This is a genomic window from Flavobacterium sp. FlaQc-48 (genome assembly GCF_044007335.1).
Classification (GTDB): domain Bacteria; phylum Bacteroidota; class Bacteroidia; order Flavobacteriales; family Flavobacteriaceae; genus Flavobacterium.
In genome coordinates this window covers 93,778-118,474 of the sequence record NZ_JBIPCR010000007.1, presented here as the reverse complement: position 1 = coordinate 118,474, position 24,697 = coordinate 93,778, and the positions used below count along the sequence as shown (strand labels likewise).

Genomic DNA, 24,697 nt, shown 5'->3' with positions numbered 1-24,697 from the left:
AAAACTTATAGTTCTGTAGGTGTGCTATTTGTATCCTTTGCAGATTGTGAAGATTCATAAGGATTTAACAAATTGATATACCCTTCAAGCGAATGGTAAGTAGCTTCCTCTGTTTCAAGCTGCCCATTTACCGTTATCGGGTTCATCAAACTAAGATATCCTAATGTTACAATTGCGTTGGGTGATGTATCCTTAAGCCTTAACAGTTGATAACTGTTTGGGCCAATGTTATTTTCAAAATATTCTTTAAAGGTAATATTGGAAAATAAGGTGCTGCCAAATGTATAGAGTGCCGTTACATTAAAGCCGTACTTGCTAATTGCATAATCTGTTGCTGCCAGACTGGCTACTGCACCGCCTATATCATGGCCTGCTAGATACAGTTTCTTATTTGGGGCAATAATTTTAAGTTCTGCTATTAATGCAGCAGCTACTGTTGTTGATGCATTATTAATAGGCAGATTATAAATTGCTGCTGTACCGGCATGTACTGCTGCTGCGGAATCCTTAATAAAATTAACAGAAGCAAATGTAGACTGGCAATTATAGGTGTAATACTCTTTAAAATTTACTGTACCCCTAAAAGCCACGACAACCGAATCAGGACTTTGAAAAATGGCCGCAAAAGTAGTACCGTCACCAATAATTTTATACAGTGTGTAAGGGGTTATGTTTATTTTTATTATTGATTCAGGATGCTGTGCCAACTGATACGTTACAGCCGTCAATAACGATAACACAAACGCCATATTTTGCGAAAAAAAGGCAGGCGGGTTTGAAATTAACACCGGAATAATCAGATTTTTTTTGGGTTCACCTCCTAGCTGCTTTAAATAATAAACATCACTGCGGTTCCACCAGGGAACATCATATTGAGGGAGAGTTAAGCCCCTAATATACTGTATTGCCCCAAGTGCAAAGTAACCATCATTTAAAGGAAAAAAATCGGCTCTTATGCTTGGTGTTGCTGCACAAACAGCATACTGTGCAGGCATAGTTTTTTTGGTGATCAAAGAATTATAAAAAGTCTGAAATTCAACATTTGTAAATGCTGGTGTCGAAAAAGTATATCCTTCTGCCAATTGTGCTGGAGGATCCTGTTTTTTGGGACCTATATTTCCATTTTTAAAATCCAGTGAACAAATTTGGGCTATTGGTGCTCCCGGCCCCATGCCTGTTATATAGAACGGTATATCATTATATTCTTCTTCAATAAATGTTAAGCTATCCCATATAAAGTTTTGCACGTTGGAATAAGCATTAGCAAATACCGTTAATACCATTGGCGGCTTTGCAGGCGGCACTGTCGGCGGCGCATTTTTACCTATAATCCTTAATGGAAGGGGTTTAAGGTCGTTTTCAGGAACCGGAAACCCCGTTACATTATTTTTATAATATGCACTCCACGTAATTCCAAGGGAAAGTGTAACAGCCAGGTCACCATCCTCATTAACAGGTCCTACAGACAAAAAGCCCTGTACAGGTGTAACAGTCCCTAAGGCCTTGCTAGTAAATATTGTTAAGGTTACCCAGCCATTCGGCAACTGCGGCCCTGATTTAATAAGAGTAGGTAAAGCGGCCTGAGAGGCCAGCTGTACCATTAAAACCTGTAAAGAAGCGACACTATCTTTCATTGCATTACTTTTGTTATTTTTTTTAAAGTAACTATTCCCGCAGCTCCATTATCAGCAGGATTTCCTCCGCCCGAATTTCCTCCGGGATAACCGTTTGGAGCATGTGACGGACCGCCTTCATTAGTACCTCCATTTCCAGGATTTCCAGGATTTCCCGCAAGACCTCCCTGTCCTCCCAGTCCTGGATTAGTGCTTAAGTTCATCTTACTCATATCGTTAGAATAGTTGTAGTAATACACTGTAACATTACCTGCATCACCCCCGGAAGCACCATTGCCTCCGGTAACACCGTTTCCACCATTGCCTCCCTTACCTCCTGTAGCAGAAGGACATGAGTTATCGCTAAGGCACTTGCTTACATTTACACCTGAATTTCCGCCGTTTCCGCCGTTTCCGCCGTTTCCACCATTTCCGCCATTTCCGCCATTCCCCGCCTGACTTAAAATATTAAGTGCTTGGCCAGTAATGACAAAATCCGTGACAGTCATAACAAAACTGGCGGGAGCATCTGAACCTGGTGTCCCATCGCTTCCAATGATTCCATCTGTACCATTACCTGCCGGTGTGCCATTTGTTGCACAAGTACATTTTGGAAACCAGCCTCCAGTGCGTGAGCCATTGTTCCCATTAATTCCGTTCGCACCCATAATGCCACTAGCGCCATGGGTACCATTTAATCCATCTTTTGCAGATATATAAATACTATAGTTTATACCATTGATTATCATAATACATTAAGATTATTATTATAGAATAGAAAAATACCGGATGCATTAAGTATCCGGAATGTTATGTAACAAATATTTTTTACTACGTTAATGGGATTAGCGTAATTTTAGACGGTACGCCTACTTTACCCGGAGCACCATTAGTACCTCCTATTGCACCACCCGAACCAGCTGCACCAGGTTGGCTGTTAACAATATTAGTTGTTATGTTCCCTGTAATTTCGGTGTAATAAATTATTACCTGAGCTCCCGCCCCACCGTTACCGGCATTACCGCCTGGGCCGCCCGTTCCCTGAGGACCTGTATTTCCGTTAGCTGCATTGCTTCCGCCATTACAGCTATTTCCTATATCAGTATAACCATTAGGATTCCAGTTACCTCCATAGCCACCGTCTCCTCCTGGCCCGCCATTACCTCCGTTACCACCGGTTTGTCCATTTCCGGCCCCGGCAACAACTGTAAGGTCTCCAATAACAGTAGTTAAAGTCATTGTAGAGATAGGCCCTGCAACTCCATCGAACCCATCTGTACCTTTTAAGCCAGCACCACCCTGGCCTCCATCTGAACCTCTAGTAGCCGGGCTTGAGCAATTATGCTTGCAGTTACCTCCGTCATAGCTATAAGAAGCGTCAGTTCCGTTTGTTCCGCTTGCCCCCTTTGGCCCATCTTTTCCATTAGGTGCAGGAGTAGTAGGATTCGTAGGTACAAAACTTATTGTTTTATTTTCCATGTTATTTTAAGATTTAAGGTTATTAGATTATAATTGTGTAAATACCTGGCAGGTTAATTGTACATTTCCAACGATAGACAGTTCTCCACCCTGCTGAATAGTAATGCTTCCGAAATTGTAAATTTCCGGTTCACCACTTTGGCCTAAAATAACAGTTTGGCCTGTTTTGATTAATAAATCCTTGACAGAGAACAGTACAGCCTTACCTGGGAACAGAGAACTATTAATGACATCCTCATAATGTTTAACTTTATCAGGGTTACCTAATATATAAGATGATGCAGCTTTTGCAATATCTTCTCTCTGACTGTCACTTGAATCTGCAGTTTTAAGCTGTCCTGCAGTTTTTTCGGGATACTCAACATGACTGTCATCCGCATCTGCCGGCACCCCTGATAATCTTTTTAACTCTGCTATGGATGCAACCGGCACTACTTTACCAACGAAGTCGCAGGTAGCCTTGTCACTTCCAAAAACAATAACATCTTTTTTTGCAAAAACATCATCAGTAGATGATTTTAACAAATTCTCTGTGGGAGTTATTCCCAAACGTTCATTAACTTCATCAAAGTTTTTCTTGTGGTAATCTTTTAGATTATTCATATATAATTGTTTTTATGGTTTCTATTTTTTCCTTTTAATCAAATCTCTTTGAGCATACACCATCTGTTATTGCTGCTAAACTGAATATTCTTAATAAAATTAAACAACAGGTTTGTTCAACTTTAAGATATCCTTACTCTTTAGGCCTATCAGGTTTTTTCTTTGATTATTTTCTCAATGCAACCACTTAATTTATAAAGTAAAGCTACTTTCTAATTATAAGAGAAATAAAAAAATATACATCAAATAGATAATTAGTGTTATGAGGGAGAGATTCTTTGTTATAAGGGAGAAAATATGCTCTGTAATGCCTGTGGAGTTACAGTCATTTGTCGCAAAAAAACAGACGGTAACTATCTTATTATAAGCTTTATAAAGAATAAAGAAAAAGAAAAAATACACTTTAACAAGGGCTTCCGCTTAGAAACGTTCTAATTAATTGATGATTTTAAATATTGAAAAGTTGAAGAACTTAGTTAATATTTCTTTAATTGCGATAAATGAGTATTAAATCTTCTATGAAATGGTTCGAGAATTGTCCCGTTAGGCTACTACTAAAAATTAAAAGCCGAGAAATATAGATTTCTCGGCTTTTTTGTGGTTCGATAATTTTTGTTTTTATTCGTGAAAATTTTAAACATTTGCATTTTCAAGGAAATTGGTTAAGTTATTAACGTATACTGCAAGTTTGCTAACAAACCAAACACTTTATATTCAGGACTATATTCATAATAATAATAATAAATAATTATGAGTTGGTCTGTACCAGCGCCAATTGTCTTTAAATTTTAAAAAAATATATCCTACTCCAAAAAAATATTTTTCAAATGTACTATACCTAACCTTTACAAAAGGTCAATGAAAAATATTTTGGCGAATAGATTTTGATTAAAAATTAGATTAGGCAATATAAATTAACGCTTAACTTTTTCATTTTTTATGATAAAAATATAGCTTGCGGTCCACATCTTCACCTTGTTCAACAAGTATCCTGATAGTATTCTTATTTCGTATATTGTTTATCGCATTACAGATATCCGTGAAAAAGAAATCACCGCGCTGTATTTAACAATTTCTGACGCCCAACGATCAGATCCTGAAACGGAATCGTTGTGTACTTTTATATTTTTACTTTCTTTATTTTCTGTTTGAAAGTTTTCCACTTTAAATTAAAATTAGGTTATCAACATCAATGGAATTTGTATTTCAAGATTCAAAAAAGCAAAGGTAAAACTTAACTTTAGAAGTAAAAGTCAATGGAACACTACTAAAAGATCCAAATAGCAAATTATATCTTCATCATTCCCGTACATAGTTCCAAACCACATTTTCTTTCGTTTAAATATCGTAAATGCATCATTTGTATTACTTAATGCATCAAATTTACTACTTTGATTAATAGTGTAAAACTACATTTACAATTTTATATTTTATGCATTTCATATAAATAAACCTGTAAAATTAGTATTCAAAATAAAAAAAACAATTCAAACAACTTTACAATAAAACTAAAAACCACAATGATGAAAAAACAAATTAAAAAATATGCCTTTTTACTCTTAATCGTTTTTGGAAACGGTTATGCCCAGACAAAAAAACATATGGATCCTAAAAAATCAATTGAAGACCGAATTACATTTCTGATGAAAGAAATGACTTTAGAAGAAAAAGCAGGTCAAATGAATCAATACAATGGTTTTTGGGATGTTACAGGCCCTGCACCAAAAGGCGGAAGCGCCGAATTAAAATACGAACACTTACGAAAAGGACTTGTTGGATCAATGCTTACCGTAAGGGGTGTCAAAGAAGTTCGTGCTGTACAAAAAATCGCGGTAGAAGAAACCCGTTTGGGAATTCCACTGATTATTGGTTTTGATGTGATCCATGGCTATAAAACGTTAAGCCCAATTCCGTTGGCAGAAGCTGCAAGCTGGGATTTGGAAGCTATTAAAAAATCGGCGGCAATTGCGGCAGATGAGGCTTCGGCATCTGGTATCAACTGGACTTTTGCTCCCAATGTCGATGTTACAAATGATGCACGCTGGGGTCGTGTTATGGAAGGTGCCGGTGAAGATCCTTATTTAGGAAGTAAAATAGGATATGCAAGAGTAAAAGGTTTTCAGGGAGAAACCGTTGCAGATTTAGCTAAAGTAAATACGATTGCGGCTTGTGCAAAACACTTTGCAGCATACGGTTTTGTTGAGGCAGGACTAGAATATAATATGGTAGACATCAGTAATTCTAAATTATATAACTCGGTTTTGCCGCCTTTTAAGGCAACGGTTGATGCAGGAATCCGCACATTTATGAATTCATTTAATACCTTAAACGGTATTCCGGCAACGGGAAATGCATTTTTACAAAGAGATATCCTAAAAGGAAAATGGAATTTTGACGGATTTGTGGTTTCGGATTATGCATCTATTCGTGAAATGATTGCACATGGATATGCCAAGGACGAAGCCGACGCAACTGCAAAAGCGGTCATTGCTGGTTCTGATATGGATATGGAATCGTATTTGTATGTAGCAAAATTAGTTGCACTTGTAAAAGAAGGAAAAGTAAACGAATCTTTGGTTGATGATGCCGTTCGCAGAATTTTGCGTGTAAAATTTGAATTGGGTTTGTTTGACGATCCGTACAGATATTGCGACGAAAAACGTGAAAAAGAAGTTGTTGGAAGTAAAGCCAATAATGAAGGCGTTCTTGACATGGCAAAAAAATCAATTGTATTGTTAAAGAATGATAAGAATTTGCTTCCGCTAAAGAAATCCGGACAAAAAATTGCTTTGATTGGCGCTTTGGCCAATGATAAAAACAGTCCGCTTGGAAGTTGGAGAATTGCAGCCGATGATAATACTGCAGTTTCAGTTCTTGAAGGAATGCAGCAATACAAAAACAATCAGCTGACTTTTGAAAAAGGCGCAGATTTACTTTCACAGAAAGCTACTTTCCTGACAGAAACAGTTTTCAACACCACAGATAAAAGCGGATTTGAAGCAGCAAAAACAGCTGCAAAAAATGCCGATGTTGTGGTAATGGTTTTAGGTGAATATGGTTTTCAAAGCGGAGAAGCAAGAAGCAGAACCGATCTGAATTTACCCGGAGTTCAACAGGAATTATTAGAAGAAATCTACAAGGTAAATCCTAATATCGTTTTGGTTTTAAATAATGGGCGCCCGTTGAGTATTCCTTGGGCTGCGCAAAATGTTCCCGCAATTGTAGAAGCCTGGCATTTAGGAACTCAAACCGGAAATGCCGTGGCTCAGGTTTTATATGGAGACTACAACCCAAGTGGAAAATTGCCAATATCTTTCCCTAGAAATGTAGGTCAGGTTCCTATTTATTATAACAAATACAGTACAGGAAGGCCAATTGATAGTGACAAAAATGTTTTTTGGTCACATTATATGGATATAGAAAAAACACCTCAGTTTCCTTTTGGTTTTGGACTGAGTTATACCAAATTCGATTATAAAAATCTTAAAATAAATAAAGATACTTTTTCTAAAGGAGAAAAAATTCAAGTGAGCGTTGACGTTACCAACACAGGAAATTTTGACGGAAAAGAAGTAGTACAATTATACATAAATGATCCTGTTGCCAGTATAGTAAGACCTATTAAAGAACTAAAAGGCTTTGAACTTGTTGCTTTAAAAAAGGGAGAAACTAAAACAGTTCAATTTACATTGACAGAGAAGGAACTTGGTTTTTATGACAATGAAGGCAAATATTTAGTAGAACCTGGTTTGTTCAATATCATGGTTGGCTGGAATTCTAATGAAGGTCTTACCAGTAAATTTGAATTAAAATAAAGTCCTCCTAAAAAAGAATCAGACACATAGAAACATAGACTTTATGTGTGAAAAAAGGAGGTCAAAAAGAAACAAGTTTTTTCACATAGTCCCGAAGCAGAATGTCATTAAGTTAAGGGAAATCTATACAATCACTTAACAGTTTAATCAGGAAAGTAATTAGAAAAATCCGTTTTTATCAGCGTTTTTACTTTAGCGAATCAGTAAAATCAGCGTCTAATTTTGACGCGGATAAAACAGATTTACTTCGTAAAAACACGGATAAAAACGGATTTGATTTGCAATAATTTTATTTTTTAAAAATTTAACTTAATGACATTGTCTGAGGCGTCGGGATTTATTCTTAAGTAAACAATCTAATAACCTGAGTACGATTAATTAATAATCGGGCTCAGGTTTTTGGCAATATGATAAAATTTACACTTAAAAAGTATATTTCATATTTAGTTTTATTAATATTGTTTTTATTACACTTAAAATAAAAGGAAACTTTAGACGGGAATTGATCAATAATACTATTAAATGAAAAATATTAAATATATTCTTGTATGCTTCTTTATAGGTCTAAATTGCCTGTTTTCTCAAGATAAATTTGACAACTACCAATTTAGAAGCATACAGGAAACTACTTCAAAAAGAGCCATTTCTTCAATTATTCAGGATAAAAATGGTTTTATTTGGATAGGTACAAACGGTACGGGTTTGTATCGATATGATGGTGTAAATTATTTTGGATATGAATACAATAAAAAGCCCGGTTCGATAAACAGTAACTTTATTTATGCAACCTTTATTGATTCTGATAATAACTTATGGGTTGGCACCGATGACGGTTTGTGTCTGTACAACAGGGATTTAGATAATTTTACCAAAATCAATATTGAAGATGTTATTAGAAAAGGTTACGACGAACCCATTACCGTAAAAACAATTATTCAGGATAATAACGGTAATTTAATCTTAGGTACATATGGTTTTGGATTATTCAAACTCAATATAAAGACTTTAAAAGCTTCTCTGATTCCATCAAAAGTGTTGGACAAATTTAATTTTCTAATAAAATCTTCGGTAAAAAACAAGCACGGAATTATTTATCTGGGAACGAGTTATGGACTTTTAGAACTTGATTTAAACGGAAAACTCAAACAGGTTTACAAAGATAAATTTAAAAGAGAACCTTTATTAGACGATATCGAAAGTCTTGTTATAGATAAATTTGGATATATATGGCTGGGAACGACTGAAAGCGGTCTGATAAAAATTAAACCAGAAACAGATAATTACCAATTTGAAAATTATGCTATTACCAAAAACAAAATCTTATCGATTATTGAAAGCAGTCACGACTATATAATTTGCGGTACAGAAAATGACGGATTATTGGTTGTAAATTATAAAGGGCAGGTACTCCAAAAATATTTGCATAGTAAATACAATGACTTTAGTTTAAAATCTAATTCTGTTTGGTCTTTATATGAGGATAAAGAAAAGCGTCTTTGGTTAGGCTATTTTAATAAAGGACTTGGTGTATTTGACAAACCCAATAACAAATTCAATTCCCTGGAATCACAAGTAAACAACGATAATTCACTACAAACCAGCTACGTAACTTCCGTTATAAAAGATAAAAAGGGTAATCTGTTAATCAGTAATGAAGGCGGAGGTCTCGATATTTATAATCTTACCAATAAAAGCTACATTCATGTAAACAAAAACAATCAAAGCTATTATTCGGGTTTGGATGCAGCTGATATTCAGACCATATTTATAGACAGTAAACAAAATATCTGGATAGGAAGCTGGGATCGCGGAATTTATTTTTTAAAAAATGGCACTACCCGATTCATAAACTACAATACAGCAAATACTGCGGGATTAAAATCGAATCGGATTTTTAGTTTTTCAGAAGATTCAAAAGGCCGAATCTGGATTGGAACTTTTATAAAAGGATTGCATTATTATGATAATAAGAACAACACATTTATTCATTGTGATTCGGAATCATTTACAAAAAACGCTTTAGACAACGCTTTCATTCGTAAAGTTTTTGTAGACTCTGACAATGTTTTATGGGTAGGAACGATTTTAGGGTTATATCAGGTAAGTTTAAAAGACGACTCTGATTTTAAAGTGACCAATATGCGCGATGCCATGTTCAAGGACAAAACGAAGTATAATAGCATTCAGACTATTTTATCGATCTATGAATCTAATGATAAAACGATATGGATAGGAACAGATGGTGAAGGATTATTTAATTATAATAAAAAAGGCAAGACATTTTCGAACTATAATAACTTTCCGGGTTTTAAAGAAAAATCTGTTCGCGCCATAATTGCTGACAACAATGGCTCTTTATGGATAAGCGGCGGATCCGGATTAACAAAAATTGATTTCAAAAATAAAAAAAGTACCAATTTTACTAAAGATGATGGTCTTGTTGATAACGATTTCAACAATAATGCAGTCTTTAAGGATGGAAATGGAGAATTGTATTTTGGCAGTTATGAAGGAGTAAATTATTTTAATCCTAACGAGATCAAAAAAACAGAGAAAGCACCAAAATTGTATTTCAGCGATTTCAAATTGTTCAATAAATCTGTCAAACCAAATGAAGATACCTCACCGTTAAGCAAAGTAATTGCTCAGACTAAAGAAATTATTCTCAACTACACACAATCTGTTTTTACGATTGAATATGTGGGAATTAACTATAATTATTCCAAGAAAAATCAATATGCCTATTATCTGCAAGGTTTTGAAAAAGATTGGAATTATGTAGGGAATAACAGAACCGCAACTTATACCAATCTGGCGCCGGGCAATTATATTTTTAAAGTAAAATCGGCAAATGCAGATGGTTCCTGGAGCAATACTCCATTAGAATTAAAAATAAAAATCCTTCCTCCGTGGTGGAAAACCTTTTGGGCTTATTTATTATACACTTCTATTTTGGTTTTCCTGATTATATACCTGAATAAAATTTATCAAAACCGTTTCAAGGCCAAACAAGCCATAATTTTAGAAAAAGAAAAAAACATCCAGTCAGAGAAATTAAACAGTAAGAAATTACAATTTTTTACTAATATTTCGCACGAATTCAGAACTCCATTAACGTTGATTATTAATCCGTTGGAAGATATTTTAAGAAGCAAAAATTTATCTCCGGAAATACATCATAAATTAAAAATTGTACACAAAAGTTCGGATAGGCTTTCAAGACTGATCAATGAGCTTATGGATTTTAATAAATTAGAGTTCAACAAAATTTCTCTTCAGGCCAAAAAAATTGAAGTTGTAGCCTTTACACAAGGAATCATTGGTTATTTTGACGAAGAAGCTGCTGCCAGAAATATTACGATTAATTTCGAATCTGCTTTTGACGGGCTTGAAGACTGGCTGGATCCTAAAATGCTGGAAAAAATACTTTTTAATATTATTTCAAATGCATTTAAATTTACCCCGGATAATGGTTCTATTACCATTTCTATAGCTAAATCAGATCTTGATAATTCGCTGTTAATTAATGGAAATAAAGTCCCTTCTTTTTCCATAACCATTACAGATACCGGTTCAGGAATTCATAAGAAAGATCTAAAAAGAATATTCGACCGGTTTTATCAGGTCAATAATGTAAACAAAGATTACTACGGCAGTACAGGAATTGGATTGGAGGTTGTCAAAGAATTTGTTGAGCTTCATAAAGGAAGAATTGATGTTGAAAGTCAGGTAGGACAAGGCACAAAATTTACGGTAACCTTTCCGTTAGGGAAATCATTGTATAAGAAAAGCGAAATAATTGATGAGGTTTTTAAAACAGAAAAAACTAAAAACCAATTTCTGTCTGAATCTGTTAATCATTCGGCTGATGATGATGATTACACGGATCCCGAAAATACTGTTGTTGAAACTGCAAAACCCTACACTGTTTTAATTGTTGAAGACAATCCCGAATTAAGAAATTATCTGAAGCAAGAACTAAGCAAATTATATAAGGTTATTGCAGCCGAAAATGGTCAGAAAGGCTATGAGCTTGCAGTTCAGAAATTGCCTGATTTAATCATTACAGACGTTATTATGCCTGTAATGGACGGATTACAATTGTGTAAAAACATAAAAGGCGATTTAAAAACAAGCCATATTCCTTTATTAATGCTCTCTGCAAAAGCAATGGTAAAAGACCGATTAGAAGGTATAGATTCCGGTGCTGATATGTATTTGAGCAAGCCATTTGAGTTAGACATTCTAAAATCGAGTCTGGCACAGCTTATTACAAGCAGACAAATTATGTTTAAGAAATTTTACAGCGGAATCACAAAAGATGGCAAAGAAAAAACGACGTCACTTGATAATGATTTCATGCAAAAGATTCTTGCATTTATTAATGAAAATATTAGTGAACCTGAATTAACTGTAGCGTTATTGTCTTCTAAAATTTTCCTGAGCAGAAGCCAGTTGTATAGAAAAATAAAAACTTTAACAGGTGTTTCAGTGAATGAGTTTATTAGAAATGTTCGATTAGAAAAAGCAAAGCAACTGATCGAAAAAGGAAATAATAATATCAACGAAATTAGCTATAAAGTAGGATTTACTTCTCCCTCCTATTTCTCCAAATGTTATAAAATTAAATACGGACATTTGCCTACACAAGAAAAAAAGACATAAGAATAAGTACTTAAAACATGCCTTTAAAAGAGCTTCGATATAAAAATCGGTGCTCTTTTTTTTGTAAGTCTATTTTTTCAAAAAGTGTCTTTACTAATTTGAAACAAAATTAAGATATATAAAATATTGTATCCTTTTTTTATACAAACAATACTTTTTAAGCAATTTTTATAGCAATATCTCAGTATCTGTTTTAATACCTCAATTGCCTCTATTTAGCAATAATGGCCTGTTGAGCTCTTTTTTTGCATCATTTGTTGCAGAATATGCTTCATCTGTTCTACAATAACACCTCACTAGATTTTACTTTCGTTAAGAAATATTTAAGAAAAAGTTCTCTTCTCATGACTCCAATTGTGAGCACATAAAAAGACCCTTTTATTAAATATTTTCCAGTAAAAAACTAACTAACTTAATTGACCAATTTTTATGCAGAAAAGAACATTAAAAAAACTATTGTGCTTAATAGTATGTATGTGGGGAAATTTTTTCTTTGCTCAGACTGTTAAAGGAAAAGTAACATCAGGAGGACTTGGCTTACCCGGTGTTGGTGTACTAGTACAAGGAACAAAAAATGCAACAACCACTGATTTTGACGGAGGTTTTGTCTTAAACAATGTAGACCCAAAAAGTACATTGATTTTTAGTTATATAGGTTACAAAAATGTGATCCTGACAGCAGACACAAAATCATTGATGAAAATCAACATGGTAAATGACCTTGAAAAATTAAATGAAGTAGTCGTGATCGGTTACGGAACTTCAAAAAGAAAAGATGTAAATGGTGCCATTTCTTCTATCAAAGCTTCTGAGATTCAGGACAAACCCTTTACTTCTATCGATCAGGCTCTTGTAGGTAAAGCAGCAGGTGTAAATGTCACCCAAAATTCAGGTACACCGGGAGGAGGAATTTCGGTTCAAATTCGGGGCATTACTTCTATTAATGGAAATGAACCTTTGTATGTAATTGACGGAACTCCGGTTTTTGCGGACAAAAACAACGATTCATTTTCATTTAGCGCTTTGGGCGGAGGAAACGGCCAAACTAAAAACTCAGCTTTGTCAGGATTGAATATTTCAGATATCGAATCTATTGATATCTTAAAAGATGCTTCATCAACGGCAATATATGGCGCAAATGGAGCCAATGGTGTTGTTTTGATTACAACTAAAAAAGGAAAAAAAGGAAAATCAACTTTTACCTATGAAACCTATATGGGGACTCAGCAAGTGGCAAATTCCGTTGATGTTTTAAACTTGCCTCAATATGCTGCTTATCAGGCTAAAATTTTCAAATTAAATGGTGAGTCAGTTCCATATCAATATCAAAAACCTGATTTATTAGGAAATGGAACAAACTGGCAGAACGAACTTTTTAGAACTGCTGCGATGTACAATCATCAAATATCATTTTCAGGTGAAAAAGACGGAACAAGATATTATACTTCTTTAAATTATTTTGATCAGGAAGGAATTGTTCTAAATTCAGATTTCAACAGAATGTCCATGCGATTAAACGTGGATTCAAGTGTGAAATCATGGTTGAAAATCGGTAACAATATGTCAATCAGCAGGTCATCACAACAAGTTGTTCGAAATGATGACAGAGGCGGTTTAGTGATGAATACGTTAAGACAATCACCGGAATTACCGGTTAGATATGCTGATGGTTCTTTTGCAGGTCCAACAAGTGGCTTAGGTTCTTCGGCAAATGAGGCGACGAATCCAATTGCTTTGTCAGAATACAATAACGCAAAAACGGATCGATATAAAATCAATGGAAATGTATTTGCTGATTTCACTCTTATCAAAGGTTTGGTTTTTAGAACGGAATTGGGATATGATTTAAATTTTGCAAAAAGCAGTTCTTTTGCACCTAAATATACGTTAGGAAATGTGTCTGAACTTTTAAACAAATCATTCAAACAGCAGGATCAAAGCTTTTATTGGAGTTTAAAAAATTATTTGACTTATAATAAAACTTTCAACGAGAAACACAATTTTACCTTTTTACTGGGTCAGGAAGCTCAGGAAAGTCAATACGAATATTTGAGCGGTTACAGATCGGGTGAATTCCTAAGTAAAGATTTTACCAACTTAAATATAGGCGATATAGATACTGCAGTTAACGGAAATGGTTCTGGCAGATGGTCTATGACCTCTTATATTTCGAGATTAAATTATAGCTTTTCTGATCGTTACTCTTTTTCGGCGTCTTTAAGAGCAGATGCTTCTTCAAACTTTGGACCTAATAATAAATGGGGTTATTTCCCTTCATTTGCTGCAGGCTGGACTGTTAGTAACGAAAAGTTTTTTGAGCCTTTATCTTCTACAGTAAATTATTTGAAATTTAGAGCTGGTTACGGTTCGGTTGGAAATCAAAATATTCCGGCAAACAGATACCAAACGATTCTTTCCTTGACTGCATCTCCATTTGGAGGCGTATCTCCCACCATTGATAATTTAGGCAATCCGAATATTAAATGGGAATCCCTTAAGTCTTTTGATGTTGGTTTTGAATTAGGAATGCTTAATAACAGAGTAAAATTAGACTTTGATTATTATGTTAAACATTCTTCTAATTTCCTGACGAAACAAATCAATGATGAGTCGAATCAGAGTGCGCTTAATTATTATTTGAATACAGGTGAAATTGAAACTAAAGGAGTCGAACTTACCCTGAATACAAGAAATATTGTTACTGAAAACTTTACCTGGGACAGTACCATTATTTTTTCAAAATACAACAATGAACTAACTAGTTTTCAAGGTGCAGGTAAATCTTTATTAGGAAAAGTACAATTTGACTTGTATAACGTAACCAGAACTACAGAAGGCCAGCCTGTTGGACAGTTCTACGGATATGTTACGGACGGATTATTTAAAAATGCTGCAGAATTAGCCGCAGGACCAATTCAGGAAACAGGAACGGGAATTGGTGATATTCGTTTTAAGGATCTTAATGGTGACGGAAAAATTGATGCTAAAGATCAAAAAGCTATAGGAAGCGCAATTCCTGATTTCACCTACTCTTTTACCAATAACTTTAAGTATAAAAACCTTAGTTTATCTGTTGTTTTAACCGGAAGTCAGGGTAATGAAATCTACAATTTTACACGTCATTATACAGATGGAATTTATCCCGGATTTGGAGATCGATTTGCAAACGTGAGCACAAGGGCTATAAATGCTTTTGAACCGGGAGTAAACGAAAACACAAATGAACCCAGAATTACGCTTAATGATCCAAATGGTAATGGTCGAATCTCGAATAGATTTGTTGAAGATGGTTCTTATCTAAGAATTCAGAATGTTTCTTTGAGCTACGATTTACCAAGCCAAATATTCAAAAATTCTATTATATCTAAAGTGAGATTGTATGTCAATGTCCAAAACTTATACACCTGGACAAAATACTCCGGTTTTGATCCTGCTTTAGGAAATTTAGATCAAAATATAACACTTAGCGGTATTGATCTGGGACGCTATCCAGTACCAAGAACTACTTCTATGGGTTTAAATTTAGAATTCTAAAATTGATAAAAAACACAATTAACTTAATGATTTATAGTCATTAAAATAAAAAATAATAGTCATGAAAAAACTTTTTAAACTTTTTATGATGGGAATGCTAATACCATTGCTGTCTTTGTTTTCCTGTTCTGATGATTTTTTGGATGCACCATCTGAAAATCAGTTAACACCGGGCGATTTACCGGAAGGAGTTACCGCTTTTGACGGAATCGCTGAGAGTCTATATTTTAAACCCTGGTTTACTTTTAATGATAAATTCCTGATTGCCGTTGGAGATATGTATGCCGGAAACGCTTTTACATTTGATGGTGCATATGCACAATTTAAAGATGCTCAGGTCACCTCTCAAAACCCAATCCTGACAGAAGGATATGTTTCTTTATTTTCAGTTATCGATCAATCCAATAATTTAATGAGTTTGGTCGAAGACCGAAAAAGCGAATTACCTGAAGCGTCTTATAAAAATGCTATTGCAATTTCAAGATTTATGAGAGCCAATGCCTATTTCTATTTGGTGAGGACTTTTGGAGCTGTGCCTATTATTAACAAAGCAGGAACGGCGGCACAGCCAAAAAGAAATCTTGTTACTGATATTTACAAATTCATAAAACAAGATTTAGAATATGCCATTGAAAATTTGCCTGCCACTTCAGTAAAAAAAGGATATGTTACCAAATTCGCCGCAATGGGAATTCTTGCAAAAGTACATTTAACTTTAAACGAATATGGAGAATGTGCTGCATTAACCCAGAAAATTATCGGAAATCAATACACTTTGATTCCCGATTACGGAAACTTATTTAGCAGTCCGGAGAATAATAATAGTGCCGAAAGTATGTTTGCTCTGCAATGGAAAGCAGTTGCTACAGAATGGGGAACGCAAAATACAAATCAAGCCTATATAGTTCCCGGAGGTACAGGAATTACTGGCGGTGGTGACGGTTGGGGAGTTTACTTGCCTTCTATTTCATTGCAAAATGGCTTTGAGCCAAATGACACCAGAAAAAAGAGCACAATCATGACCGATGGTGACTTTTATCCTGAGTTATTAAAAAATCAAGGTGGTTTTAGATATAAAAAAATATACTCATCAACTGCGGCTAATTTCAGAAAATATATTGTAGGTTCTGCTGCCGAGAGAAATGATGTGTTTTTTATGAGAACGTCACAAAACACGATTATACTAAGATATTCTGATGTTTTACTAATGAACTCTGAAGCGCTTTTAGCAGGAGCTGGTTCCACAACTTCGGCAGCTGCTTTAAGTTCTTTTAATGAAGTGAGAGCCAGAGCCGGATTACCAGCCAAAACAGTACTTACAAGAAATGATTTATTTAACGAAAGAAGAATCGAATTTGCACTTGAAGGCCAATATTTTTTTGATTTAAAACGCCGAGGTCTGGCAGAAGCGACAGCCATTATTTCACAGCAGGAAGTTGGTTTTTATTCTAATGATGCCAGAACCGAATTGGTTTCTGTTAAGATCACTCCGGGAAGTAACTATTTTGAATTGCCATTACCGCAATCTGCCATTGATACAAACCCATCATTATTAGAGCCACCGGTTCCTTTTAACTTTAACTAACTTTTACTATGATTAAGAAAATAACATATAGCATTATAATTCTTCTGGCATTGGTTTCTTTTACATCCTGCCAAAATGACGATGCGACTGCTGCAAGTATAGATGCAATGGTTGCTGAGCCCGGAGATCTGTTGAATCAGGCTTTTCCATTGAATAAAGTCAGAGTTGAAGGCGAAGGCTTAAAAGGATTAAAAAAAATTACGCTGGACAATAAAATTGACATTAGTTTCAATCCAAACTATAATTCAGATAAAGCGTTTATTTTTACTATTCCCTTCGATGAAAAACTAGGAAGCAAATTTGGCGTACAGCCCATTACATTCATAACCGGAAATGGATCAGTAACCAAAAACATAGAAATTTTACAACCTGTTCCTACTATTACAAAAACAATTCCGGCTGTTGCAACTCCGGGATTCCCACTAGAAATTGAAGGAACCTGGTTTTATAATGTTTCTTCGATCACTTTAGGCGGAAAAAAACTGAGTTATACGCTAAAATCATCTACTTCCATTATTATCGGTTTACCTTCAGATGCGGTTTCCGGATCAGAGCTTGTCGTTACTACTCCGGGAGGTTCTGCAAAAAAAACAATCAATTTTGCCACCGTAATTCTTGTGTCTGATTTTGATGGAAACGGCAGCAGACGTGATTGGAGTGCCTATGGTGATATCGATAGTTTTAACGCTAATACTACAGGCGGTGCAACAGGCAATTATGCAGCATTAGCATGGGCGGGTTCTACAGCCAACGGTTATAATGGAAGCAGCGCCGGCGGTGGAGCTAGTTTCCTAAGCGCTTCAAATAATGATGCTTCAAAAACATATATAGATATTGATGTAAGTGCGAATGTTGTGGGTGCCCAGTTTGCGATTCAGTTAAATACTATTGATGGTGTAAATTATGGCTATAATTTTAAAATAACGGATGTAAACTGGACTACAAAAACGATATTGTTATCTGATTTTAAAGATAATTACGGTTTTGGTTCCAATACAGCGGCAACATTAGATCCTTCTAAAATCAATGAAATTAAGGTTGGAATTGCTCAGGGAGATACGCCAAATCCTAGCGTAATAAAATTTGATAATATTAAAATCCGCTACCAATAAGTAATGGTTTCGTGTTTTAATCTTTAAGCTCAAGAAAAGAGGTTGTGATCAAAAACAGCCTCTTTTACCACTAAAAAACAGCAACTATAAATAAGAGTATTCAAAATCACAAAAGGATATTCTATAATAAAATACAATATGAAAATTAAATTTTTACTAATGCTGACTAGTATCGTCTTTTTTTTGAATTCTTGTTCAAAAGAAGACAATATAGCAGCTAATACTTTAGAAACACCTGTTGCAAACGCTCCAAAAGACGTGAACGATACAGGTTTTAGAGCAAAATGGAATTACGTTTCCCATGCAAAAAGCTATCTTTTGGATGTTTCGACAAACGAGAATTTTGCCACATTTGTCCCAAATTACAATGCAAAAGAAGTTACTGATTTAAACGAAGTTGTCATAGGTTTAACGGGAGGTACACAATATTATTACCGGGTTCGGGCAAAAAACACAACAGAGACTTCGGGTTACTCCAATGTTATTAGTGTTGTGACCACCGGTTCGAGCAACATTCCTGAAGATCCTACATTTTTAAAAGTAAAAGCAAATAAATTGGCACATCCATTTTTTGTGGGTATGGCAATAAAAGCTTCACAATTAACTACTGGAAGTCCTTATGATATTATTTTAAAAAATGAATTCAGCAGTATTTCTGCCGAATACGAAATGAAAATGGATCAAATTTCCACCGCAAGTGGCGTTTACAACTGGACTGTAGCTGACAAAATTGTCGCTTACGGAAATTCTAATGGTATCAACGTTCACGGTCATGCCTTGGTTTGGCATAATTCAGTGCCACAATGGTTAAAAGATTTTTCCGGTACCGATGCTGCATTTAAAGCAGAAGTAAAAAAATACATTACGGATGTGGTGACCCATTATGCAGGAAAAGTAAAATCATGGGATGTCGTTAATGAAGCAGTAGATGACAATGGCGGTGCCATGAGAAATACAATTTTTCTTCAACGAATGGGTGCCAGCTATGTAAAAGATTGTTTTCAATGGGCACGAGATGCAGCAATCGCAGCTGGTGACAACTCTTTATTGTTGTTTTATAATGATTATGCAACCTCCACTAATATCCCTAAACAAGATAAAGTTTTTAGCATTGTAGATGATTTAAAAACAAGTAAACTTATAGATGGGATTGGTTTTCAAATGCATAATAACTATTTAAGCCCAACAAAAGCTCAAATAGAAACCGATCTTAATAAAGCTGTGGCAAAAGGGCTGAAAATTCATGTTTCAGAATTAGACATACAAGTAAATCAATCGAATGACATCTCAACTTTTACAAATGAAAGAAGATTGGCTCAAAAAGAAAAATACAAAGAGATCGTGAAAATCTATAATGCACTTCCGGCAGCAAATAAATATGCCCTAACCGTTTGGGGAATGAAGGATAATGAATCCTGGATTCCGTTTAGTACAGAACTCAATCACCCAGGAAATGACTGGCCTTTATTGTACGATTCGAATTTTGCAATTAAAAGCGCTCATACTGGCTTTCTGGAAGGCTTAGATTAAATTTTTTAAAACTATAATACTTTACTTCAACTATTAATAAACCAAAAAATTAAATTATGAAAAAATTAAATTTATTAGCATTAACAGTGACATGTGTATTAAGTTTAGGATTTGCTTCCTGCGCAGATGACGTAACCCCAACAGCACAAGACCAATCTGCAAATGCGAGTACAAAAACCAGTACAAGCAAAGTAGCCAGTGCGCCATGGGTCAAACAATTTGAAGATACTTTTGATGTCGGTTCAAGCCTGTCACAATGGACAAAAGAACAACGAGCAGATTATAATTCCTGGTATTGTGATTATTATAGTTCAGTACCAACGACACAATGGAGAGACGGAAAACAATGTTTGGAAATCAAGACTACAAAATTGAGCACGTACAAATATCAATCCGGATTCATTTCTTCTAATTATCAATATAAGCCTGAAAATAATACCGAGTATATGCTTTCTGCCAATATTAAATTAGTAGCGATGGATGGCGGTACTTACAAATCTTTCACGCAAACTTACGGTGCCTGGCCTGCCTTTTGGTCTGTGCAGCAAAATGGCTGGCCAACCAAAGGAGAGATTGATATCATGGAAGGTTATTCATTTGCCCCGAATTCAAGTCGTTTTACTTCAAATCTTTTTTATGGAACTTCCAGCGGAGCAAACCTTATAGGAAATTCTGCAGAGAGAAACTATCCGGGTAATTTTGATATAAACGGAAATGGCGGATGGCATTTATATGAATCTTTTTGGAAAATGAAAGACAATGTCGTAACGGTAACCATAAAGGTGGATAATGTAACCGTTTCAACATATACCAATAGTAGTGCAGGGAATCTTAACTTAAATAATTTCGGGCCACACTCGATTATATTTAATCTAAATGTTGGATCAAAAGATTCCAATTTTATAGACCCTAATAAAATCAATTTGTTTTCGACTGTAATGATGTGGGTAGATGATGTAACGGTTTACAAAAGACCAATCTAATTTATACTATAGTTGGTTTTTACTTTAAATTAATTATTTCGTTAAAAAACTACAGCGTCTGTTTCAAACAAGTTAAATCAATATTGAAGTTTTTTAATTTCGTGGCAAAATCATGACACACCAGGTAGAAAAAAAATAAAAATGCAGGAAACATAAAGGCTTCAAGCTTAAAGTTAGAATCCTGTTTTGTCTTAATTATTTTATTCCTTCTGATAGGTTCGAGTCCTGTTCCCGCTACTAATTGGGACAAAGAAGAAATTTTCTTCTTTGTCCCTTTTTTATTTAGCCCTATCAGCCTGTTAATACTGTAGATGAGATGCACTACTTCATTAACTCTAGCGGTTCGAAACCCGTTTTCTGAGATCGTAAAATTCTCAGGAAAAATCGAACCTAATAAATCTCTCGATTCAATCCAGTTGCCGTTTTCATAATATTCGTTAAGCTTCATCAGATTCTCAACTCCAGTTTTTAAAAGCTCTTCGATATCTTTATTCTCATCATCAATGCCAGATAATTTAAGTTCGAGCCTTCTTACCATCTCTCCATAATCTGACTTCATCTCTCGGTAGTCCGAAGCATCTCTCTGTTTTGTTGCAAGAAGATCTCTCGCATTTGAGATTCTGGTTTCATAATCCTTGATCTGGCTTATGATTTTATTTTTCTCTTCCAAGACATCCTTAATCTGTTCTTTATAACAGTCGCCTATTACATTGGCATAAATGTTTTTGATTTCAGGAATCGGCACATACTTTTTCAGGTTCTGTATAAATATCTCATTGGCCGTTTCAGAATTTATTCTATATCTGCATCCTGCACTGCAGTGGTAATAAGGATAATATTTATGTCGTCCTTTAGATATGCTTCCAGTCAATATTTTCCCGCAGTCGGGACAGATGAAAAAACCTCTCAGCGGAAAAGGCTTGCCTGAAAGAGCTTTTGGAAGATATTTACGGGATCTCCCGTCAAGCACATCCTGAACTTTGTAAAAAAGTGATTCCGAGATTAATGCTTCATGCTGTCCTCTCACTAAAGTGCGTTCCTCATCCTTATATTTAGGGACTTCTATCTTTCCACAGTAAAGAGGATTGCGGATCGATGTTCTGCGAAATAACTCGATAAATTAAATCGGATGCGGTGTTTTGAATTGCTTTCATAATTTTAATCATTTAAGTTAATACTTGTCTGAAAAATTGTATTTTTGTTTAACACACAGGCAAGTAAGCAATTACTGGTACCGTACATGGGATTTTTTGTATCATACATGAATCGCGCATTTTTATTCTTAATTATTATCTTTGAGCTATGAGTACATTAACAAAACAAAACCACATGGGGCGTAAAATCAGCCGTATCCGTGAACTGAAAGACATGAAGCAGGAAGCGTTGGCACAGGCTATGGGAACAAACCAGCAGACTGTTTCAATATTAGAAAATACTGAAGAAATAGATGATGAAAAATTAAAAGAAGTGGCAAAAGCCCTAGGAATAAGTGTGGAAGCAATTAAAAATTTTTCTGATGAAGGCGTAATTAATTACTTCAACAGCTTTAATAATTTTAACGATAATTCGTCATTAAATAGCCAATGCACTTTTAACCCACTGGATAAATTAATGGAATCTGTAGATGAAAATAAGAAACTTTACGAAAGATTATTGAAATCTGAACAAGACAAAATTGAATACTTGGAAAAATTACTAAAAGCTAAATAAGCTTTTATAAAGGATATATTAATTCAAAAAAAGAGACTTTACAGTCTCTTTTTGTATACTATGCTAAAAGTTTATTGCCAATTGTAAAGCAAGTTAATACTAACTTTACCAATCCCTATTTGAAATAAGCTCTTCGACATCTGCCTTGAAACCGTATGATTTGCAAATAAAATCGAAATCCATCGCGATTGCTTCTCTAGCCCCTGTTTCAATTTCGCTACCATTTCGATAGAAATCTTCTTGCAGGCTATTAATTTTTCCAGTAGCATTATGGGATAATTCATATAGTTGTTCAAGATTCTTAGGATTGCTTTTCTCAATATTGAAACAAAATTCTAATAAAACATCTTTGACCTTGTCAACAGATTGTGAAGGGAAATAAGAATCGTTGTACATTTCTTCTAAAATCCTGTAATTTCTAATCTTCTCATTTTTCAGATTATTTTGTTTAACAGCAATAACCTTCTCCTCTGAAGAATGATTTTTATTTATACAACTTATAGAAACCAAAGAGACTAATAAAATTATAATGTTTTTCATATTTCAAAAAATTAAAAGATTGGGATAAATTTTTCGGCTAAGCGAAAATAAGGCTTAGCAAGTTAATTGATCTAACTCCATAGATCATTTATAACAATAATAAGTCATCATTCTACCATTTCAAATTTTCATAGTCAAAATCATCATCATTTATTTCAAGTTCAGATATTTCACAGTTTAGCTTCTTAGCGTCTGTTTCTAAAAACGTTAGATAACTTTTATATTCCTCTGTATAAAACACACCTCTTTTTAGTAAATCAGGCAGTTTTCTGAAAGCTCGCTTTCCACCTCCTAAAAGAAAGAAATCAAGGTTAATGCTTCTCATAAATTGATATATATAATCATTACCTCCATAAAGCCCATCTTCTATAAAACCAATTAAATTCTTAGCTCCAATTTCATCATAATCCTTCATTGCTTTTTCGAGCCAAAATTCAATTAAAAGAATTTGTGAAATATCAAGTTTATTAGTTTCACTATATCTCATGTTAAATTTCAATGAAACCAGTGAAAATAAAAAATGAACCCAAGATATTTGAGCACCATAATGAGTTTGTTGAGTAAATGAAAAATGGCTGTTGTCTCGTTTTAATCTATCTCCGTCCTTTGCCTTACGAATTTCATAAGAAAACCCACTAATTAAATCATCTCTATTCTTAAATCCTTTTTTGTTTAATTTGTTTTCATCATTCCAAAACTTGCTGATAATTTCATAAAAATTATTTAAATCTTCAGATGTCCCCCAAATTTCAACTCCTAAACCTCCTCTTGTCGGAATTATATATATCATTATTCTGTTCTCTTTAAAATGTTGTTATAGACTTGGACTTTTGCGTTGGTAAATTTTTAATATTTCCACTAAATGTCCGCCTACTATCGCAAAACCGATTTTGGTGAACAAGATTTCTTGTTTATCGTCTCAATGATATATTTTCATGAACCCATTTTGCTTCTTCGTCTGCTGTTATTTTATTCAATGTGCTATTTATTCTACTAAATGTTGTATGAGGAAAGTCGTATGGTTTACTGTCGTCAAAATATGGTCCTACAACTCCTAAAAACCAACCGTCTTTTGCTGCCCAATGTGGCTCATTAACTCTGCATTTGAAAACTTCATAATGGACAAAATTATTTTGTCCGTCAAAGTCATAAGTCACCCTTTTCAAATGTTCTATTTCATCAGGGCAAGCATTAAGTTCCGTTGGAAATTCTAGCCAATTTGCAAGATTACTTTCTGCACCTTTTACAATCGTATTATATTCTTTCGGAAAGATATCAGTCTTATTTTGGTCTCTTAAAAGTTGGTATGATGACTCTCGTGTCAAAACATTTTGAGCAAACGGTAAAACATCTTTTTCCGTTAAGTTTTGTCCGCTTTCAAGTTTTTCGTAAAGTTCTTTTACTCTTTCAAATCGTTCTGCATTTAGTTTCCTATTTTGTCGTTTTACCGTTACAAGTCTGTAAAGACCAAAAATTGCAATTACTAAAATTATCAGTCCTAATATTATTAAAAACGTTTTCATTTTTC

The 24,697-nt window shown here is 34.6% G+C and carries 16 protein-coding genes; 8 read left to right on the top strand and 8 right to left on the bottom strand.

Annotated features, from left to right (window positions below):
- Positions 1-5: 5 nt before the first annotated feature.
- The 4 genes from ACHRWY_RS13165 to ACHRWY_RS13150 all read right to left on the bottom strand — a co-directional run bounded on the left by ACHRWY_RS13165 (position 6) and on the right by ACHRWY_RS13150 (position 3,695).
- Complete coding sequence (locus tag ACHRWY_RS13165; RefSeq protein WP_395355196.1) at positions 6-1,634, bottom strand: hypothetical protein; 1,629 nt, start codon at positions 1,632-1,634, stop codon at positions 6-8.
- On the bottom strand, positions 1,631-2,362 hold the full coding sequence (locus ACHRWY_RS13160) for a hypothetical protein (protein WP_395355195.1): 732 nt from the start codon (positions 2,360-2,362) through the stop codon (positions 1,631-1,633). The genes ACHRWY_RS13165 and ACHRWY_RS13160 overlap by 4 nt, the downstream gene beginning before the upstream one ends.
- A gap of 82 nt (positions 2,363-2,444) precedes the next feature.
- On the bottom strand, positions 2,445-3,092 hold the full coding sequence (locus tag ACHRWY_RS13155) for a hypothetical protein (protein WP_395355193.1): 648 nt from the start codon (positions 3,090-3,092) through the stop codon (positions 2,445-2,447).
- 27 nt (positions 3,093-3,119) lie between these two features.
- Positions 3,120-3,695: a hypothetical protein gene (locus ACHRWY_RS13150; RefSeq protein ID WP_395355191.1), complete on the bottom strand. Its 576-nt coding sequence runs from the start codon at positions 3,693-3,695 to the stop codon at positions 3,120-3,122.
- Between the two features lie 1,523 nt (positions 3,696-5,218).
- Between ACHRWY_RS13150 and bglX the strand changes: the two genes are divergently transcribed.
- The 7 genes from bglX to ACHRWY_RS13115 all read left to right on the top strand — a co-directional run bounded on the left by bglX (position 5,219) and on the right by ACHRWY_RS13115 (position 20,919).
- A complete protein-coding gene (gene bglX / locus ACHRWY_RS13145; RefSeq protein WP_395355190.1) occupies positions 5,219-7,510 on the top strand; it encodes a beta-glucosidase BglX in 2,292 nt (763 codons plus the stop codon).
- A 522-nt stretch (positions 7,511-8,032) separates the two neighbouring features.
- Positions 8,033-12,175 carry a two-component regulator propeller domain-containing protein gene (locus ACHRWY_RS13140; protein WP_395355189.1) on the top strand — a complete coding sequence of 1,381 codons (4,143 nt, stop codon included), beginning with the start codon at positions 8,033-8,035 and terminating at the stop codon, positions 12,173-12,175.
- A gap of 429 nt (positions 12,176-12,604) precedes the next feature.
- Complete coding sequence (locus tag ACHRWY_RS13135) at positions 12,605-15,709, top strand: SusC/RagA family TonB-linked outer membrane protein (RefSeq protein ID WP_395355187.1); 3,105 nt, start codon at positions 12,605-12,607, stop codon at positions 15,707-15,709.
- Positions 15,710-15,770: 61 nt separating this feature from the next.
- Positions 15,771-17,294, top strand: coding sequence for a RagB/SusD family nutrient uptake outer membrane protein (locus ACHRWY_RS13130; protein ID WP_395355185.1), 1,524 nt, complete (start codon positions 15,771-15,773; stop codon positions 17,292-17,294).
- Positions 17,295-17,302: 8 nt separating this feature from the next.
- Entirely contained in the window at positions 17,303-18,406 is a 1,104-nt protein-coding gene (locus tag ACHRWY_RS13125; protein ID WP_395355184.1) for a hypothetical protein, read from the top strand.
- A gap of 138 nt (positions 18,407-18,544) precedes the next feature.
- Positions 18,545-19,936, top strand: a complete 1,392-nt coding sequence (locus ACHRWY_RS13120; protein WP_395355182.1) for an endo-1,4-beta-xylanase — start codon at positions 18,545-18,547, stop codon at positions 19,934-19,936.
- A 56-nt stretch (positions 19,937-19,992) separates the two neighbouring features.
- Positions 19,993-20,919 carry a glycoside hydrolase gene (locus ACHRWY_RS13115; protein ID WP_395355180.1) on the top strand — a complete coding sequence of 309 codons (927 nt, stop codon included), beginning with the start codon at positions 19,993-19,995 and terminating at the stop codon, positions 20,917-20,919.
- A gap of 49 nt (positions 20,920-20,968) precedes the next feature.
- Here ACHRWY_RS13115 and ACHRWY_RS13110 read toward each other — a convergent pair whose 3' ends face one another.
- Positions 20,969-21,985 (bottom strand): recombinase zinc beta ribbon domain-containing protein, encoded by a 1,017-nt coding sequence (locus tag ACHRWY_RS13110; protein ID WP_395355370.1) that lies wholly within the window; start codon positions 21,983-21,985, stop codon positions 20,969-20,971.
- A 236-nt stretch (positions 21,986-22,221) separates the two neighbouring features.
- Between ACHRWY_RS13110 and ACHRWY_RS13105 the strand changes: the two genes are divergently transcribed.
- Complete coding sequence (locus ACHRWY_RS13105; protein WP_395355178.1) at positions 22,222-22,629, top strand: helix-turn-helix domain-containing protein; 408 nt, start codon at positions 22,222-22,224, stop codon at positions 22,627-22,629.
- Positions 22,630-22,734: 105 nt separating this feature from the next.
- On the opposite strand, the gene ACHRWY_RS13100 is transcribed toward ACHRWY_RS13105, so the two are convergent.
- From ACHRWY_RS13100 to ACHRWY_RS13090, 3 genes are all read right to left on the bottom strand, one after another.
- On the bottom strand, positions 22,735-23,169 hold the full coding sequence (locus ACHRWY_RS13100) for a DUF5713 family protein (RefSeq protein ID WP_395355177.1): 435 nt from the start codon (positions 23,167-23,169) through the stop codon (positions 22,735-22,737).
- Positions 23,170-23,281: 112 nt separating this feature from the next.
- Positions 23,282-23,959, bottom strand: a complete 678-nt coding sequence (locus ACHRWY_RS13095) for a DUF6904 family protein (RefSeq protein ID WP_395355175.1) — start codon at positions 23,957-23,959, stop codon at positions 23,282-23,284.
- Between the two features lie 121 nt (positions 23,960-24,080).
- Complete coding sequence (locus ACHRWY_RS13090; RefSeq protein ID WP_395355173.1) at positions 24,081-24,692, bottom strand: hypothetical protein; 612 nt, start codon at positions 24,690-24,692, stop codon at positions 24,081-24,083.
- Positions 24,693-24,697 lie beyond the last annotated feature (5 nt).